Source organism: Pseudomonas sp. 22189 (assembly GCF_052045635.1).
GTDB lineage: Bacteria > Pseudomonadota > Gammaproteobacteria > Pseudomonadales > Pseudomonadaceae > Aquipseudomonas > Aquipseudomonas parakoreensis.
In genome coordinates this window covers 20,046-35,978 of sequence record NZ_JBQEPG010000015.1, presented here as the reverse complement: position 1 = coordinate 35,978, position 15,933 = coordinate 20,046, and the positions used below count along the sequence as shown (strand labels likewise).

Sequence of the window (15,933 nt, the reverse complement as noted above, 5' to 3'; positions counted from 1 at the left end):
GTACCAGCCGTTGTGCTCTACCTGATTACTTGACCGCTGGCGCTCATGACGGTTCCGAGGTTTCGATAGCAAAGTGTCATTGAATCAGCGGCCAACGGCTCAAAGTCCCTGCTGCAGGGCCGGGTCGTCGGGGTTCATCTGCTCCAGTTGCGCCAGCAGAATCTGCACGTTCTGCAACTGTCCGCTTTCCTTCCAGTAATTGATCAACAGCACACGAGCCTTACGGTCGGCGGGGTGGCGCTGCACGACTTCCTGCAATTGTTTTTGCGCCGCTTCCAGTTCTTCGGCGGCATGCAAGGTGGTGGCGAGGTCGTAGCGGTAATCCTTGTTGTCCGGTTCCAGTTCGACGGCTTTGGACAAGCCGAGCAGGGCGAATTCGCGCTGGCCGTGGTGCAACAGCCACAGGCCCAAGGCGTGTTGCAGATAGGCGGAATCCGGCTGGGCCTGCAGTTGTTTGGCGAGCAACTGGCGCGCGGCGTCGCTCTGACCCTGGCGATCGAGCACATCGATTTGCATCACCAGCGCCGGCAGGTTGCCCGGTTCCAGACGCAGCGTGTTGTCCAGCGCTTGCTGCGCCTGTTTGAGCTCGGCGTTGTGCAGATACAGGCGCGCCAGCTGCGCATAGGTGGCGGCGCTTTCCGGTTGGCCCTGGAGCACTTGTTCCCAGCCATCGATGGCTTGCTGTAGCGGGGCAAAATACAGCCCCAGCTCATCCGGCGTCAGACCGAGGAGGGCGTTGATTGCGGCAAAACGCACGTTTTGATCTTCATCGTCGAGCATCGGCCCGAGCAGCAGGCTGCGTTGCCCGCCAGGCACCAGCCCGACCACACTTTGAATCGCTGCCAGCCGGACTTCGGGGGCTTCGTTCTGCAGATGCGCATCGGCCAGTTTCAGCGCTTGTGGGCTTGGATAGTTGGGCAGTTCGGCCAGCAGCCAGACGCTGCGCTTGGCCGACAAATCCGGGCGCCCCAATTGCTGGTACAACTGCCGTGCCGCCCCGGGCTGCCCGGAGCGGGCCGCCGTCAGGGCTTCGCTGTAGCCGCGCTTGATCGCCTCGGGCACTACCGGGGCGGTGGAGCGCAGAGATAACCAGGCAACGACGATGATCAGCACGAGGCCAAGGCTGATGAGCAGGTAGCGGCGGGACTGAGGCATGCGATTTCCGTGAACGGGTGTTCTTTAGCAGAGGGGCAAGCTTCGGTCAGAGAAGGCCATGAGTCAAACCCATGCTTGCGAATTGGCCTGCAGGAGCTGCCGCAGGCTGCGATCTTTTGACTTTGATGTTCAAGATCAAAAGATCGCAGTCTGCGTCAGCTCCTACAGGGGTGGGCACAAAAAAGCCCCGCGACCGAATGATACGCGGGGCAAAAAATTGGTTGGTTGCGGCCAACCAAAGGAGCGCTTTGAAAACCTTTACTTGCTGGCGACGGTTTCTGGCTGCCAGCCACCACCCAAGGCTTTGTAAATCGCGACGATGCCGCGATACAGATCAACCTCGGCCTGGGCCTGACTGTCTTCGGCGTTCAGCCGTTCACGCTGGGCGTCGAGCAGCACGAGGAAGTCGGTGGTGCCTTCGCGGTAGCGGATTTCAGCCAGGTCGGCAGCCTTGCGGCTCGATTCACTCTGACGAATCAGCGAGATCAGCCGTTGCTGACGCTTGCCGTAATCGCTGAAGGCGTTTTCCGATTCTTCCAGCGCCAGCAACACTTGCTGCTCGTAGGTGGCGAGTGCGCCTTCGGCATCGGCATCGGCACCGCGCAAACGGGCGCGCACGCTACCCAGATCGAACGCTGCCCAAGTAATGCTCGGGCCGAGTGCCCAGGCGTTGGCCGCCGAGGAGCCGATCTGCGAACCACGCCCGGCCGTCCAGCCCAGGAACCCGCTGAGGCTGACCCGTGGAAACAGATCGGCTTTCGCCACGCCGATCCGCGCGGTGGCCGAGGCCAGTTTGCGTTCGGCGCTGAGGATGTCCGGACGGCGTTGCAGCAGCTCACCCGGATCACCGATTGGCAAAGCCTTGGCAATTGCCGGCAAGTCTTTCGGGCTCAAGTCCACGGTCATTTTGTCCGGACGCTCACCCAAAAGGGTGGCGATGCGGTTTTTCTGCCGTACCTGTTCCGCCTGCAGTTGCGGCACGCTGGCTTCGACCGAGGCCAGACGCGCATCGGCACGCTCGACGTCGAGCTGATCACCGACGCCGGCGTCACGCAGGCTGATGGTGATCTTGCGCGACTCCTGCTGGTTTTCCAGGTTGGCCACGGCGATTTTCTCGCGCAGTTGCGCACCGCGCAGTTGACCGTAGGCGTCGACCAGTTCGGCAATCATCGTGACTTGCAGTTGATACAGATCGGCTTCGGCCGCCTGCTGGTCGGCGTCGCTGGCTTCCAGATTGCGCTGGATCCGGCCGAACAGGTCAAGCTCCCAAGCCATGTCCAGGCCCAGATCGTAGCGCTCGCTGTTGACCCGCTTGGTGGTCTGGCCGGGAATTTGTCCCTTGGCCAGATCACTGCTGGCGCGGCTGGTGATGGTCGGCATCGCATCGTTGCTGACGTCGTCGCGGATCGCCCGGGCGGCTTTCCAGCGGGCGAACGCCACGCGCAGTTGGCGGTTGCCTTGCAGCGATTGAGTCACCAACTGGTTGAGGGTCGGATCGTCGAATTGCTGCCACCAGATGCCTTCGAATTTCGAACGGTCAAAGTTCTTTTGCCCGGCGGCGCCATCGGTGGCGGCCGTGATATTGGCCGCCTCCGTGGCTGGGGTCTTGTAGTCGGGGCCGACGGCGCAGGCGCTCAGCGCCAGCACCAGAAGACTCGGCAGGAAGACTTTCAGACTCATTATTGCGCCTCCAGTGGCTTTTGAAGAGCGTGCGCTCTGGCCGCTTTGCGGGCTTCCCCGCGTTCGACAAAGTTACGGATCAACACGTAGAACACGGGCGTCAGCAACAGACCGAAGAAGGTCACCCCGAGCATCCCGGAGAACACGGCCACACCCATGGCGTGACGCATCTCGGCACCGGCACCGCTGGAGAACACCAGTGGCACTACACCCATGATGAACGCGAACGAAGTCATCAGGATCGGCCGCAGACGCAGACGGCAGGCTTCCAGTACCGCAGCCAGCGGGTCAAGGCCTTCCAGCTGTTTGTCCTTGGCGAATTCGACGATCAGAATCGCGTTTTTACAAGCCAGTCCCACCAGTACGATCAAACCGATCTGGGTGAAGATGTTGTTGTCGCCGCCGGAGACAATCACCCCGGTGATGGCCGACAGCAGGGTCATCGGTACGATCAGGATCACCGCCAGTGGCAGGCTCCAGCTTTCGTATTGAGCCGCGAGTACCAGGAACGCCAGCAATACGCAGAGCGGGAACACGAACAGCGCAGTGTTACCGGACAGAATCTGCTGGTAGGTCAGGTCGGTCCACTCGTAGGTCATGCCGTTTGGCAGTTCATCCTTGAGCAGTTTTTCGATGGCTTTTTCGGCCTGGCCGGAGCTGTAGCCGGGGGCTGCCGCACCGTTGATTTCAGCGGTGATGAAGCCGTTGTAGTGCATCACGCGATCCGGGCCCGAGGTGTCGCTGACCTTGATGAAGGTCGCCAGCGGGATCATTTCGCCCTTGTTGTTGCGTACCTTCAGCTGACCGATCTGATCGGATTCGAGGCGGAACTGCTGTTCAGCCTGAACGTTGACCTGATAGGTGCGCCCGAAGCGGTTGAAGTCGTTGGCATACAGCGAACCCAGGTAGATCTGCAGGGTGTCGAAGATGTCGCTGACGGCCACGCCGTGGGTCTTGGCCTTTTCGCGGTCGATGGCGGCATCGACTTGCGGCACGTTCACGGTGTAGCTGGTGAACAGTCCGGCCAGTTCCGGCACGTTGTGGCTCTTGGCGATGATGTTCATGGTTTCCTTGTACAGCTCGTCGTAGCCCAGGTTGCCCCGGTCTTCGATTTGCAGGCGGAAACCACCAATGGTGCCCAGGCCTTGTACCGGCGGTGGCGGGAAGATCGCCATGTACGCTTCCTGAATGTTCGCGTATTGACCGTTCAAGGCCCCGGCGATGGCACCGGCGGACATGCTCGGGTCTTTACGTTCGTCGAACGGTTTCAGGGTCACGAACACGATGCCGGCGTTCGGGCTGTTGGTGAAACCGTTGATCGACAGGCCCGGGAACGCTACGGCGCTTTCCACGCCCGGCTGTTTCAATGCCAGGTCCGACATGCGCTTGATCACGTCTTCGGTGCGATCCAGGCTCGCGGCGTCCGGCAGTTGCGCGAAGGCCACCAAGTATTGCTTGTCCTGGCCGGGTACGAAACCGGTTGGTGTGCTGGAGAAACCGAAGAACGTCAGCACCATCAGGCCTGCATACAGCAGCAGAGCGATGCCGCTACTGCGGATCACGCGGCGCACCGTGCCTACATAGCCATGGCTGGCCTTGTCAAAGAAACGGTTGAACGGGCGGAACAGCCAGCCACCGAAGATCTTGTCGAGAATCCTGGAGAAGCGGTCTTTCGGCGCGTCATGCCCTTTGAGCAACACGGCGGCCAGCGCTGGCGACAGCGTCAGCGAGTTGAACGCCGAGATCACGGTCGAGATCGCAATGGTCAGCGCGAACTGCTTGTAGAACTGCCCGGTGAGGCCGGAGATGAATGCCGCCGGAACGAACACTGCACACAGCACCAGTGCGGTCGCAATGATCGGGCCGGTCACTTCGCCCATGGCCTTTTTGGTCGCATCGAACGGGTTGAGCCCCAGTTCAATGTTGCGCTCGACGTTCTCCACCACCACGATGGCGTCGTCCACCACGATACCGATCGCCAGCACCAGGCCGAACAGCGACAGGGCGTTGAGCGAGAAGCCGAACAGGTGCATGACCGCAAACGTACCGATCAACGACACCGGCACCGCCACCAACGGAATGATCGAGGCGCGCCAGGTCTGCAGGAACAGGATCACTACCAGCACCACGAGGATCAGCGCTTCGAAGAGGGTGTGAACCACCGCCTCGATCGAGCCGCGCACGAAGATCGTCGGGTCATAGACGATGCTGTAGTCCATGCCTTGCGGGAAGCCTTTCTTTAGCTCTTCCATCTTGCCGCGAACTTCGTTCGAAATATCGATGGCGTTGGAGCCTGGACGCTGGAAGATCGGGATCGCTACCGCTGGCTGGTTATTCAGCAACGAACGCAGGGCGTACTGACTGGAACCCAGCTCGACGCGCGCGATGTCCTTGAGGCGAGTGATCTCACCGTTGTCGCCGGAGCGAATGATGATGTTCTCGAACTCTTCCTCGGACACCAGACGGCCCTGGGTGTTGACCGACAGCTGGAAGCTCTGGGCATTCGGCGCAGGGGGCGCACCGAGCTGACCGGCAGCAACCTGACGGTTCTGCTCACGAATCGCCGTCACCACGTCGGTGGCGGTCAGGTTACGCGAAGCGGTCTTGTTCGGATCGAGCCAGACCCGCAGCGAGTAGTCGCCCATGCCGAACAGCTGCACGTCACCGACACCGCCCAGACGCGCGAGCTCATCCTTGATGTTGAGGATCGCGTAGTTGGACAGGTAGAGCATGTCGTAGCGTTTGTCCGGCGAGGTCAAGTGCACAACCATGGTCAGGTCGGGCGAGGCCTTGTCGACGGTGATACCGATGCGCGTCACTTCCTCGGGAAGTTTCGGCTCGGTACGGGTCACCCGGTTCTGCACCTGTACCTGCGCGTTATCCAGGTCGGTGCCCAGGGCGAAGGTGATGGTCAGGGTGATCTTGCCATCAGCGGTGGACTGCGAGGACATGTACAGCATGTTCTCGACGCCGGTGATGGCCTGCTCCAGCGGAGCGGCCACGGTTTCACCGATGACTTTGGGGTTGGCACCCGGGAAGTTGGCGCGTACCACCACGGTCGGTGGCACGACTTCCGGGTATTCGCTGATCGGCAGCTGGAACAGCGAGATCGCACCGGCGATCAGGATCAACAGCGAGAGCACCGCTGCGAAGATCGGCCGTGAAATGAAGAATTGGGAAAAATTCATCGGAGTTGTCGTCCCTTAACCGCGTGGGGTCGTAGCGGCCAGCTTCACAGCCGTACCCTGTGCACCTTTGGCGGGTGCGACTTTGGGCAGGTTGCTGGCTTCCAGCGCTTGACGTTGTTGAGCCAGAGCGGCAATGGTCTGCTCGCTGGCCATCGGGATCACTTCAGGCGTCACCGGAGAACCCGGACGAACCCGCTGCAGGCCCTTGACGATAATCGTGTCGTCCTTGTTCAGACCGGTGCGCACGATGCGCAGGCCTTCGATCTTCGGCCCCAGTTCAACGGCGCGATAAGCGGTTTTGTTGTCCGCATCCATCACCAGCACGAACTTCTTGCCCAGGTCGGTACCGACCGCTTCGTCGTTGATCAGCATGGCGTTGTAGGTGCCGCTGCCGACCAGTTTCAGCCGTGCGTACAGTCCCGGGGTGTAGGTGCCGTCGCTGTTGTCGAACACCGCGCGACCACGGATGGTGCCGGTTTTCGGATTGACCTGGTTGTCGACGAAGTTCATCTGACCGAGGTGCGGGTTGCCGTCTTCATTGGACAGGCCCATGTACACCGGCGTGGTGGCGCCACGTTGGCCGTTGCGGGCGAGTTGGGTGTATTTGAGGAACACACGCTCGTCGGCGTCGAAGTAGGCGTAAACCTTGTCGGTGGAGACTACGCTGGTCAGCGCGGTGGTGTCGGCGGTCACCAGGTTGCCGGCGGTGATTTCGGCGCGACTGACGCGGCCGCTGATTGGCGCGGTGACGCGGGTGAAACTCAGGTTCAGTTTGGCCAGATCCAGTTGCGCTTGCAGTGCGCCAACGGCGGCGCGGGCTTCTTGTGCAGCGCTGGTGCGCGAGTCGGCCAGTTCAGCGGAGATCGCGTTGCTGGCGCGCAGACGTTCGCCGCGACCGGCTTCGTTTTCACTGCGGGTGGCATTGGCGCGCGCCTGGGCTACCAAAGCTTCGAGACGGCGAACTTCTGCCTGGAAAGGACGCGGATCGATCTGGAACAGCAGGTCGCCTTTCTTGACCAGCGCACCTTCGGTGAACGCCACCTCGTCGATCTGGCCGGAGACCCGCGGACGAATTTCAACGGTTTCCGGCGCTTCGAGGCGCCCGGTGAATTCGTCCCACTCGTTGACCGGTTGTTCCAGCACCTTGGCCACGCTGACTTTGGCAGCGGGCATAGTGGCGGCAGTCTCCGGAGTCTTGCCGCAAGCGCTCATCACCAGCACGGCCAACATGGCCAAGGGGAAGCGCAAATGTTTGAGTGACTGTTCCATGGAATCATCCGCCAATGTATTGAAGATGGGCGGATGATGCTCGGCGGGCTGTGATGGCACGAATCGAATGAAGCAAAGGTAACTATCATTCGGAATGATATAAGAGCGATTCGAGCCCTCTAGCATGCACCTTTCGTTAGGGTGCTATCAATTGGTTTGATGACAAATGTGTGTTGCGCCGCCAGTAAAAATCCAGCGGCGGCTTCAGGAACAGAATTCACAAACAAAGAGACGGCCATGAAGGCCGTCTCGTTCAACGTGATGCGAAGTGACTCAGTTGTTGCCTTTGCGGTTCGGCCCGAAACGGTTCGGACCTGGCTGGCTGTCTTGCACCAGGAACACCAGGTTGACGATCGGCAGCAGCAACCACCAGCCGCTACGGTCAGTGTCGTGCATACGGCGCGCGCCCACTGCGATGCTCGGCAGCAACATCGCCAGGCTGTACAGGTTGTAGAGCAAGCCCTTGGTGTTGAGCATGGCGTCGAGAACGCCCATGACAATGCAGATACCCATGTTGATCAGCACAAACATCCAGTACTCGCGGCGGGTGGCGCGGCCTTTGAATTCGGCGTAATTCTTCAGCGCTTCCACGTAAGGATTGCCCGTCGTAATGGCGGGGCCGCTTGCATAGGACGGTTGAACAGCCTGAGGTGCACCGCACTGTGGGCATGCCACGGCCAGGCTACTAATTTCCTTGGCGCAACCACGGCAGAAAACCAAGCTCATATTTTTTCCCTAAAATTATTCAATCGATAGACAGGACAAAACGAACGCGGCAAGGCCAGACAAAACGATGCCGGCGATCGCGAGGTTTCTTCCTGGGTGTTTTTGGTTGATACAGACGATGCCGCAAGTGAGGCCCGCAAGGCTGAGGATGCCCACACCGACAATCGCATCCCTGTCCCATTCGGAATCATCAAACAGGTTGAGTGCGCTGATAATCCCGAGGATCAATGAAACGATGGCCAGCCAGGGTGTTTCGGCTTGCGTTTGCGGCACGGAGGCCTGTTGGGGCGCCCCGCATTGGGGGCAGGTGAGCGCCGTTTCGTGTAGCTCCTTGGCGCAAGCACGACAATAGACCATTGCCATCGTTTTCCTTAACTGAGTGCAAATGCCCGATCCTCCAGCGGTCGGGGCGGCGGTAAGTTAAACGTTATTACCGGATTTGTCATTATCACTTTGCCATCATTGCTGCCGTGGCTGTGCGGGGACTCAAGGGCTGAAGGCTATCGGGATTGTGCAAGCGTCTGGAGCCGTGCCAGCCAGCGAGGCCATTTACCGCTTCGGCATGGTCGAACGCTTCACCGGCTCCTTGCTGCTCAAGATACGTCGCGCAGCACGAACCGCATTTTCATGCGCGGTATCCAGCACGATATAGCTGAATGCCAATATCAGGCCAACGCTGCGACCGTCAGCTACCTTTCAACCCCGGCAGCGAACGATAAAACCCACGGCATGGGCAGTGCCGTGGGCGACGGGATTATCATCGCGGAGAAACAGATCGACCTGAAGAATGACTGCATGCGGGGCAACGTTTACTTGGGCCAGTGAACAAGGCAGCTTGTTTGATCAAGACCTCGTATGCTTCTGCCGCATTGGAACAGATCAGTGTGGCTTGACCCTCTGATGATGCGTCCCCCTAAACGTCGAAACATTCGGCAATCGGTACCAAGACACCGACAGATGGGCACAGATCGCTTGCGTGCATTCACGCGCGATCATCGACGAGTAATACGACGTTCAATGAGTGATTCTACGGCGACAAACACCGGCAACTGGTACGCAGTCATTGCCCTGGCATTGGCCGCGTTTGTGTTCAATACCACCGAGTTTGTGCCTGTCGGGCTGTTGAGCTCGATCGGCAGCAGCTTCGACATGTCGACGGCGCAGGTCGGTCTGATGCTGACCATTTATGCGTGGGTGGTGTCTCTGACGTCGCTGCCGATCATGCTGCTGACGCGCAACGTCGAGCGACGCAAACTGTTGCTCGTGCTGTTCGCAATGTTTATCGCCAGCCACATTCTGTCGGGTCTGGCGACCAGCTTCGGGGTGCTGCTGGTGAGCCGGATCGGCGTGGCGCTATCGCATGCGCTGTTCTGGTCAATCACCGCTTCTCTGGCCGTGCGCCTGGCTCCGCCGGGCAAGCAGGTTCAGGCGCTGGGCTTGCTCGCAACCGGTACTTCGCTGGCGATGGTGCTGGGCATTCCTCTCGGTCGCTTGCTGGGGGAGGCCATGGGCTGGCGCACCACGTTCATCGTGATTGCGGGCTTCGCGGCGGCGCTGGTGTTCTGTCTGGCGAAGGTGCTGCCGTTGCTGCCCAGCCAGAACTCGGGCTCGCTCAAGAGCCTGCCCATATTGCTGAAGCGACCTGCGCTGGTAGCCGTTTATGTGCTGACCGCTCTGGTGGTGACTGCACAGTTCACCGCTTACAGCTACATCGAGCCGTTCGTACTGACCGTGGCCAACATGAGCGGTGAGGTGGTGACGCTCCTGCTGTTGTTATTCGGCGGCGCCGGCATTTTCGGCTCGCTGCTGTTCAGCTATTTGCACAGCTATAACCCGCAACGTTTTCTGATCATCTGCGTATCGGTGCTCGCCTTGTGCCTGGCGTTGCTGTTGCCGTTCAGCGGCAATGTGTCGTACCTCGGCGTGCTGAGTGTGTTCTGGGGCATGGCGATCATGGGCTTCGGGCTGGCGCTGCAGTCGAAAGTCCTGGTGCTGGCGCCGGACGCCACCGACGTGGCGATGGCGCTGTTTTCCGGGATCTACAACATCGGCATCGGCGGCGGGGCGCTGGTAGGGAGCTGGGTCGGCAGCCAGTTCGGCTTTGCTTACGTCGGGCTTGTCGGCGGGATGCTGGCGGCGTTGGCGTTGTCGTCTTACTGCGTGTCGATCTATCGCATCAGCCGGCCGAGGACTTGAGCCTTTGGCTGCCTGCTTAATGTGCAGGCAGCTCAAGGCTGTCTGGATCGCCAAAGAACATCTGAATCCGCGACCGCAACCAACGCTCCCCTGGATCGTTGTCCTGCGATCCACGCCAGGCCATGTGCAGCTCAAACGTGCGCGTCGGCAACGGCGGATCTTCTGCGCGCACACCGCCCGCCGCCGTCAGCGCATCCGCCGTGTAATCCGGCACCGTCGCGACGATGTCGGTTCCGGCCAGCAACGTGCTCAAGCCGTTGAACTGCGGCACGGCCAGCACCACGTGCCGCTTGCGCCCGAGTTTCTCCAGCTCTTCATCAATGAAGCCACTGAGGTCGCCGGCGAACGACACCAGCGCATGGGGGCGGGCGCAGTAGTCGTCCAGGCTTAGCGGCCCCGGCACCGTATCGGCGCGCAGCAGTTTCGGCTGACTGCGCCGCAAGACCTTGCGCTTGGCGTTGGCCGGCAGGTCGGTGGTGTAGCTGACACCGATGGAAATTTCGCCGGAGGCCAGCAGGCTTGGCATCAATATGTAGTTGACCCGACGCACGACGAGAACGATCCCCGGTGCTTCGGCGCGAAGGCGCTTGAGCAGCATCGGCAGCAGGGCGAATTCGACGTCGTCGGACAGGCCGATACGAAATACCGAGGTGCTGGTGGCCGGATCGAAGTCCGCCGCTCGGCTGACAGCGGTGGAAATCGAGTCGAGTGCCGGCGAGAGCAGGGCGAAGATTTCCACGGCGCGAGCGGACGGTTCCATGCTGCGTCCGGTACGCACGAACAACGGGTCATCGAACAGGCTGCGCAGGCGCGAGAGCGCCGCACTGATCGCCGGCTGGCCGAGAAACAGCTTCTCGGCGGCGCGGGTCACGCTGCGTTCGTGCATCAGGGTTTCGAACACGATCAACAGGTTCAGGTCGACACGACGCAGGTCATTACGATTCATCTGGAGTCCTGGCAGAGTCATCAAGCTTGACGAGAGCGACCATATGAGAACAATGGCCGGCATGAATATTACGGGGAAAGGCTGGTACTCTGCACCGCTAAATTCAGCTTTACCGAGCCGGTTGCGGCATTTTTTCATCGATTTTGCCAATGCCGTTCATACTGCGGAATCAATGACAGGCATGTCGACTATTAATAGCCACTGATAGTCTTGGGTCAAAAGCCCAGATAGAGTTCAGGGCATTAGAGGTTACTTTGACGAGGTTTGCGATGTCCCGCACGATCCGTTTTCACAAGTTTGGTCCGGCCGAGGTGCTCAAATGCGAAGAGCATGCGGCCGCTCAGCCAGGTCCTGGCGAAGTGCAGGTGCGTGTCGAAGCGATCGGCATCAGCTGGTATGACATTCTCTGGCGTCAGAACCTGGCCTCGTCCCAGGCACGCTTGCCGTCCGGTCTCGGCCATGAAATGGCCGGCGTGGTCACCGCGATCGGTGACGGTGTCGACGACCTGTCGGTTGGCGACAAGGTGGCCAGTTTTCCGGCCGAAAGCCCGAACGACTACCCGGTGTATGGCGAGCAGATTGTATTGCCGCGCACCGCGCTGACGCGCTATCCGGATGTGCTCAGCCCGATCGAAGCCAGCGTGCATTACACGCCGCTGTTGATCGCCTATTTCGCCTATGCCGATCTGGCGCGGGTCAAACCCGGGCAGTTTGCTCTGGTCACTGACGCCAGCCATTGCGCCGGTCCGTCCTTTGTCCAGTTGGGCAAAGCCATGGGGGTGCGGGTGATTGCCGCGACGAAAACCGCAGATGAGCGTGAATACCTGCTGTCGCTGGGGGCCGAGAAAGTCATCGTCACCGAGGAAGAAGATCTGTTGATGCGAATCAACAAGATCACCGACAACCGTGGTGTCGATGTGGTCTTTGACGGTCTTGGCGGCCCGCAGATGTCGTTGCTCGGTGATGTGCTTGCGCCGCGTGGCAGCCTCGTTCTGTATGGCCTGCAAGGCGGTAATCAGACACCATTTCCGGCCTGTGCGGCCTTTCAGAAGAACATCCAGTTCTTTGTGCACTGCATCGGCAATTTCACCGGCAAACCCGAGCTCGGTATCACTCAGGATCACGTCGCCTTGCAGCGGGCCCTGCGTGACATCAACCAGCTCACCGCCGACCGCGTATTGCTGCCGCTCAAGACTCGGGTCTTCCCGTTCAACGAGTTCGTTGAAGCGCATCGTTACATGGACGAATGCCCATGCCGCGAGCGGGTCGCCCTGCAGGTCGAACCCGCGTAACCCCCCCCTCCGATCAGAGTCCGTGGTCCCACGGACTCCAGCGTGTTGCTCCCTTGCCATCACAACAGTTGCCGGATTCAGTGCATGGCTGTCTGTGCATCTGAACCGGTTTTTGCTCGCGATCTGTATCTTTTAATCGCCCTCTAAGCCCTGATAATTGAATGATTACTTTCATCTCAAGGAATGAGCCATGTCTGTGCATTCTGTTTTCTATCCCGTGTTGAATAATTCATCTCGCGAGCGATATGCCGGTTTCTGTTTAATCGGTGTAGGGTCTTTCCTATTATCGTTCTGCTTTTCTTGTACTCAATGTTCGTGGGACGCTGTAAGAAGTTTCCTCAGATATTTTTCTATCAGGGAAAACCCAGCGCTGGCAGGGGTTTGCGTCACTTAGGGTGGCGTTATTGTCGACTTCTCAGGTGCAAGTGTTTCAAATAACTTCAAAATCATAAGTGTTAGTATTTGATCGTCTATTACTTATTGATGAATTTATCGCACCAGTGTCTTCGCTGATGTGCGATATGAATTTTTTACGCCGGGTAAAGTACTGATGAGCACGATCCATGATCAGGCAATGAACTATGTCTACCAGCAAGTACTGCAACGTTTGCTGAGTTTCTTTTCCAGAGCCGAACGGACTGCGCTGCAGTTGCTGATCCAGCGGCTGATGGTCGCCGCCGGCGGAGCGGAACGCATGGGGGATTACAAGGTTCTGGTGACACCGTCCGGTACTCGTGACAGCTGCTACACCCTGGCGTTGTTGCGCGCCGCTCAGCTGAGTATCGCCGGCCGCGCTCCCGCCACCTTCCAGTTGCGTGTCGCCGTCCTGCGCAGCGGCAGCATGGGCGGTGCCGCACTCGACAATCTGCACCGCAGCTTTGCTGCGCTGTTTCTTTATGATGACCCCCGGGTCGAAATGTTGATGGTGGATCATCGTCAAGTACTGCCGTTCAATCACCAGAAGTCACCCGACAAGGAGAGTGCGGACGCCAATCGCATCAATCTACTGATGATGGGGCACCGCCGGGCGAGGGACGAGCAGCTTGAATTGTGGGACGACGTTTGTCTGGCGCGGGCCGAGTTTTGCGGCCAGATTGCCCGCTGGAACAATGGTGTTGACGCCTGGGTTGCCAGTGAGTCGCCGCGGCGCCAGAGGCAATTCATCAATGATCTCGCGCGAGCGGTGCAGAAAGCCGGCCTGGAGGCTCTGCCATCCAATGCCGTCTCATTCGATGACTTGTTCGCGGTTCTCGACGGCCTGGGAGGGGATCTGTATCGCGGTCTTTACGCCGAATCCGAACCATTGCGCTGGCGTCCCGAAGACGGATTCGAGTCATGCCGTCGCACTACATTCGTCGATATTCACGACATGGCGGTGGGCAAGCTGGAGGAGCGCTGGCCGTTGCTTAGCGAGTTTCTCGGGTTTCAGGCGGAGGAATGGGTGTTTCATCAGGGCGAAGGTGAATACGCCGATCCTTTGATTGAGGCTCATCTTCGCGGTCTTGAGGCCGAGTTCATTGACGGAAGCGGTTATGAGTGCGGTTTTGCGGAACATGTTCAACGCATGCTGGTAAACATGCAGCAAATGCAGGTGCCGGATCCCGTTTGTGAACAGATGATCGCGAGGCTAGGGTTACAGCAGACTGAGGCGTTGCGTGAAGAGGCGGCAACAGCTCTGCACCAGACCTACGGTCTTAACGAAGCGCAATGGGTGTGTTTGCTGTTCACGCCGTTCATCGAACGGGGGGCCGGGCTTGAGCGGTTTCTGCGCAGTTGTCATCCCGGCATGTTAGTGGCATTGCCCGATTTGCACCGGGCAATGCAAGGGCTGCACGGCCCCGAGCAAGTGTTGCAATGGATGACGGATGTCAGCGGGCTGCCGATCAGGCTGATCGGGCATCTCTACGCCATGGAGCCACTGCCGGCCCGTGGTGCTGCCCGGTCGGCAGGAGGCGCGGCGGATGCTGGTAATGCCGACACCGGCGTGGGTGGCCGGTCAGCGGAGCGTTGAGGTGAGTGATTCATCCTTCAGAGCGCCTGTCGTCCCGGTATCGGGCTCATGAAAGGGGTACGAGAGCCCGGTTTTGCTTATCAGGCCGTTTATCGTTACCTGATGCGATTGATGGCGGAGACGACCGGTAATGACAACGCCAGGCTACCGTCGCTGCGTCAGCTGGCAGAGCGTCTCAATGTGTCGATTTCGACCATTCAATATGCTTATTCGTTGCTGGAGAAAGAAGGGCGGGTCTATTCAGTTGCCAAGTCCGGTTATTACGCCCGGGCGTTAGCGGATCTGTCGTCTCCAGCCGTTGGCAATGACCTGCTTGAAACGCTCTACGTCAATGCGCGGCGCCCGGGAATGCGGCTGTTGAGCGCCGAAGACCCGGTCTCCGTGCAATCGCTGGACAGCCCGTTGCTATTGCTCGAGCGCGAACTGCTGCGGCAGTACCCCCGGCAACCGACGCCGCTTGATCAACCTTGCGGTGAGTTTGAATTACGCACGGTCGTGGCAGCCCGCTACACCACTTCACCGCAGCAGTGCTGGCACGCCGAGGATGTCTACATCGGTGCGGATCTGCGCGGGGTGCTGGAAATTCTGGTTGCCGTTCTACAGCTCAAACACGCAACGGTTCTGGTCGAATCGCCCTGCGACTGGGTCATACTGCGGTTGCTGCAGGCAGCAGAGGTACGCGTAATCGAGTTGCCCCTGCAGGCCTGCGGCGGTCTGGAACCGCAACGCCTGGAAGCGCTGCTCAACACTGAACATGTCAGGTTGGTGGTGCTTTCTTCGGGGTTGAGTATGCCGCGTGGCACACAGGTTCCTGCAGGCAACCGCAGCCGCATCGCCGGGCTGCTTGTCAAACACGGCGCCTGGGTTCTGGAAAACGATTGTTATGGTGAGCTTGGCGAAGTCATGGACGGCGATTGCCTGCGTGACTTGCTGGATCCTGATCGGCTGCTGGTCTTCTCCACGTTCGAAAAATTCATCGGAATCGAAGCACCTTACGGGTTCGTGTTGTCGCGCCAATGGAAGAGCGAATTACTGCGACATTTTCTGATGCGTTCGTTCCGACTGTCGCCCATCCGCCAGAAGGCTATCGCTCGACTGTATGGAAACGGTCGGATCGATCAGCATCTGCATGTCCTTCGCCGGCTGCTCAGGGAGCGTCGAACGCCCATGATCCATTTGCTGCGCGAACGCTTGGGCGATGCACTGCAGGTCGTTGAACCGCAGGGCGGCGCGACTGTCTGGGTGCGGGCAAGGCGTGCGGTGGACATGCGCGACGTGTTTCAACGCCTGCTCAGACAACAGATTCTGATCGCGCCGGGAGAACTGTTCAGTTTGCAGGGTTTGCACCATCGGCATTTGCGTCTGAACGTGCTGGATCACGGGGAAACCGGCTTGAACGGGGCGATTGCAATGCTCGGGGATGCATTGCGTCTGGCTGCTGTGGAATGAACGTTGGAAACCGTCGGATAG

The 15,933-nt window shown here is 59.5% G+C and carries 12 protein-coding genes; 5 read left to right on the top strand and 7 right to left on the bottom strand.

The window, feature by feature from the left end; genetic code table 11:
• Positions 1–99: 99 nt before the first annotated feature.
• The 6 genes from ACTJKS_RS17365 to ACTJKS_RS17340 all read right to left on the bottom strand — a co-directional run bounded on the left by ACTJKS_RS17365 (position 100) and on the right by ACTJKS_RS17340 (position 8,381).
• Positions 100–1,155, bottom strand: coding sequence for a tetratricopeptide repeat protein (locus tag ACTJKS_RS17365; protein WP_222014424.1), 1,056 nt, complete (start codon positions 1,153–1,155; stop codon positions 100–102).
• A 258-nt stretch (positions 1,156–1,413) separates the two neighbouring features.
• Positions 1,414–2,835, bottom strand: a complete 1,422-nt coding sequence (locus ACTJKS_RS17360) for an efflux transporter outer membrane subunit (protein WP_041064275.1) — start codon at positions 2,833–2,835, stop codon at positions 1,414–1,416.
• A complete protein-coding gene (locus tag ACTJKS_RS17355; RefSeq protein WP_041064272.1) occupies positions 2,835–6,023 on the bottom strand; it encodes an efflux RND transporter permease subunit in 3,189 nt (1,062 codons plus the stop codon). Before ACTJKS_RS17355 ends, ACTJKS_RS17360 begins: the two co-directional genes overlap by 1 nt.
• 15 nt (positions 6,024–6,038) lie before the next feature.
• Positions 6,039–7,292 carry a multidrug efflux RND transporter periplasmic adaptor subunit MexE gene (gene mexE / locus ACTJKS_RS17350; RefSeq protein WP_041064269.1) on the bottom strand — a complete coding sequence of 418 codons (1,254 nt, stop codon included), beginning with the start codon at positions 7,290–7,292 and terminating at the stop codon, positions 6,039–6,041.
• Positions 7,293–7,565: 273 nt separating this feature from the next.
• The gene (locus tag ACTJKS_RS17345) at positions 7,566–8,018 is read right to left on the bottom strand and encodes a DUF805 domain-containing protein (protein WP_041064266.1); all 453 of its coding nucleotides are present in this window, start codon (positions 8,016–8,018) and stop codon (positions 7,566–7,568) included.
• A 15-nt stretch (positions 8,019–8,033) separates the two neighbouring features.
• Positions 8,034–8,381: a DUF4190 domain-containing protein gene (locus ACTJKS_RS17340; RefSeq protein WP_041064263.1), complete on the bottom strand. Its 348-nt coding sequence runs from the start codon at positions 8,379–8,381 to the stop codon at positions 8,034–8,036.
• A gap of 264 nt (positions 8,382–8,645) precedes the next feature.
• On the opposite strand from ACTJKS_RS17340, the gene ACTJKS_RS17335 reads away from it, so the two are divergent.
• Positions 8,646–8,843, top strand: coding sequence for a hypothetical protein (locus ACTJKS_RS17335; RefSeq protein ID WP_262947877.1), 198 nt, complete (start codon positions 8,646–8,648; stop codon positions 8,841–8,843).
• Between the two features lie 192 nt (positions 8,844–9,035).
• The gene (locus ACTJKS_RS17330; RefSeq protein ID WP_145598196.1) at positions 9,036–10,214 is read left to right on the top strand and encodes a sugar transporter; all 1,179 of its coding nucleotides are present in this window, start codon (positions 9,036–9,038) and stop codon (positions 10,212–10,214) included.
• A 16-nt stretch (positions 10,215–10,230) separates the two neighbouring features.
• Here ACTJKS_RS17330 and ACTJKS_RS17325 read toward each other — a convergent pair whose 3' ends face one another.
• On the bottom strand, positions 10,231–11,160 hold the full coding sequence (locus tag ACTJKS_RS17325) for a LysR family transcriptional regulator (protein WP_095669104.1): 930 nt from the start codon (positions 11,158–11,160) through the stop codon (positions 10,231–10,233).
• Between the two features lie 269 nt (positions 11,161–11,429).
• Between ACTJKS_RS17325 and ACTJKS_RS17320 the strand changes: the two genes are divergently transcribed.
• From ACTJKS_RS17320 to ACTJKS_RS17310, 3 genes are all read left to right on the top strand, one after another.
• Positions 11,430–12,452: a zinc-dependent alcohol dehydrogenase family protein gene (locus tag ACTJKS_RS17320; protein ID WP_041064212.1), complete on the top strand. Its 1,023-nt coding sequence runs from the start codon at positions 11,430–11,432 to the stop codon at positions 12,450–12,452.
• Positions 12,453–13,002: 550 nt separating this feature from the next.
• Complete coding sequence (locus ACTJKS_RS17315; RefSeq protein ID WP_262947823.1) at positions 13,003–14,463, top strand: hypothetical protein; 1,461 nt, start codon at positions 13,003–13,005, stop codon at positions 14,461–14,463.
• Between the two features lie 48 nt (positions 14,464–14,511).
• Positions 14,512–15,912: a GntR family transcriptional regulator gene (locus ACTJKS_RS17310; protein WP_108182772.1), complete on the top strand. Its 1,401-nt coding sequence runs from the start codon at positions 14,512–14,514 to the stop codon at positions 15,910–15,912.
• Positions 15,913–15,933: the final 21 nt, after the last annotated feature.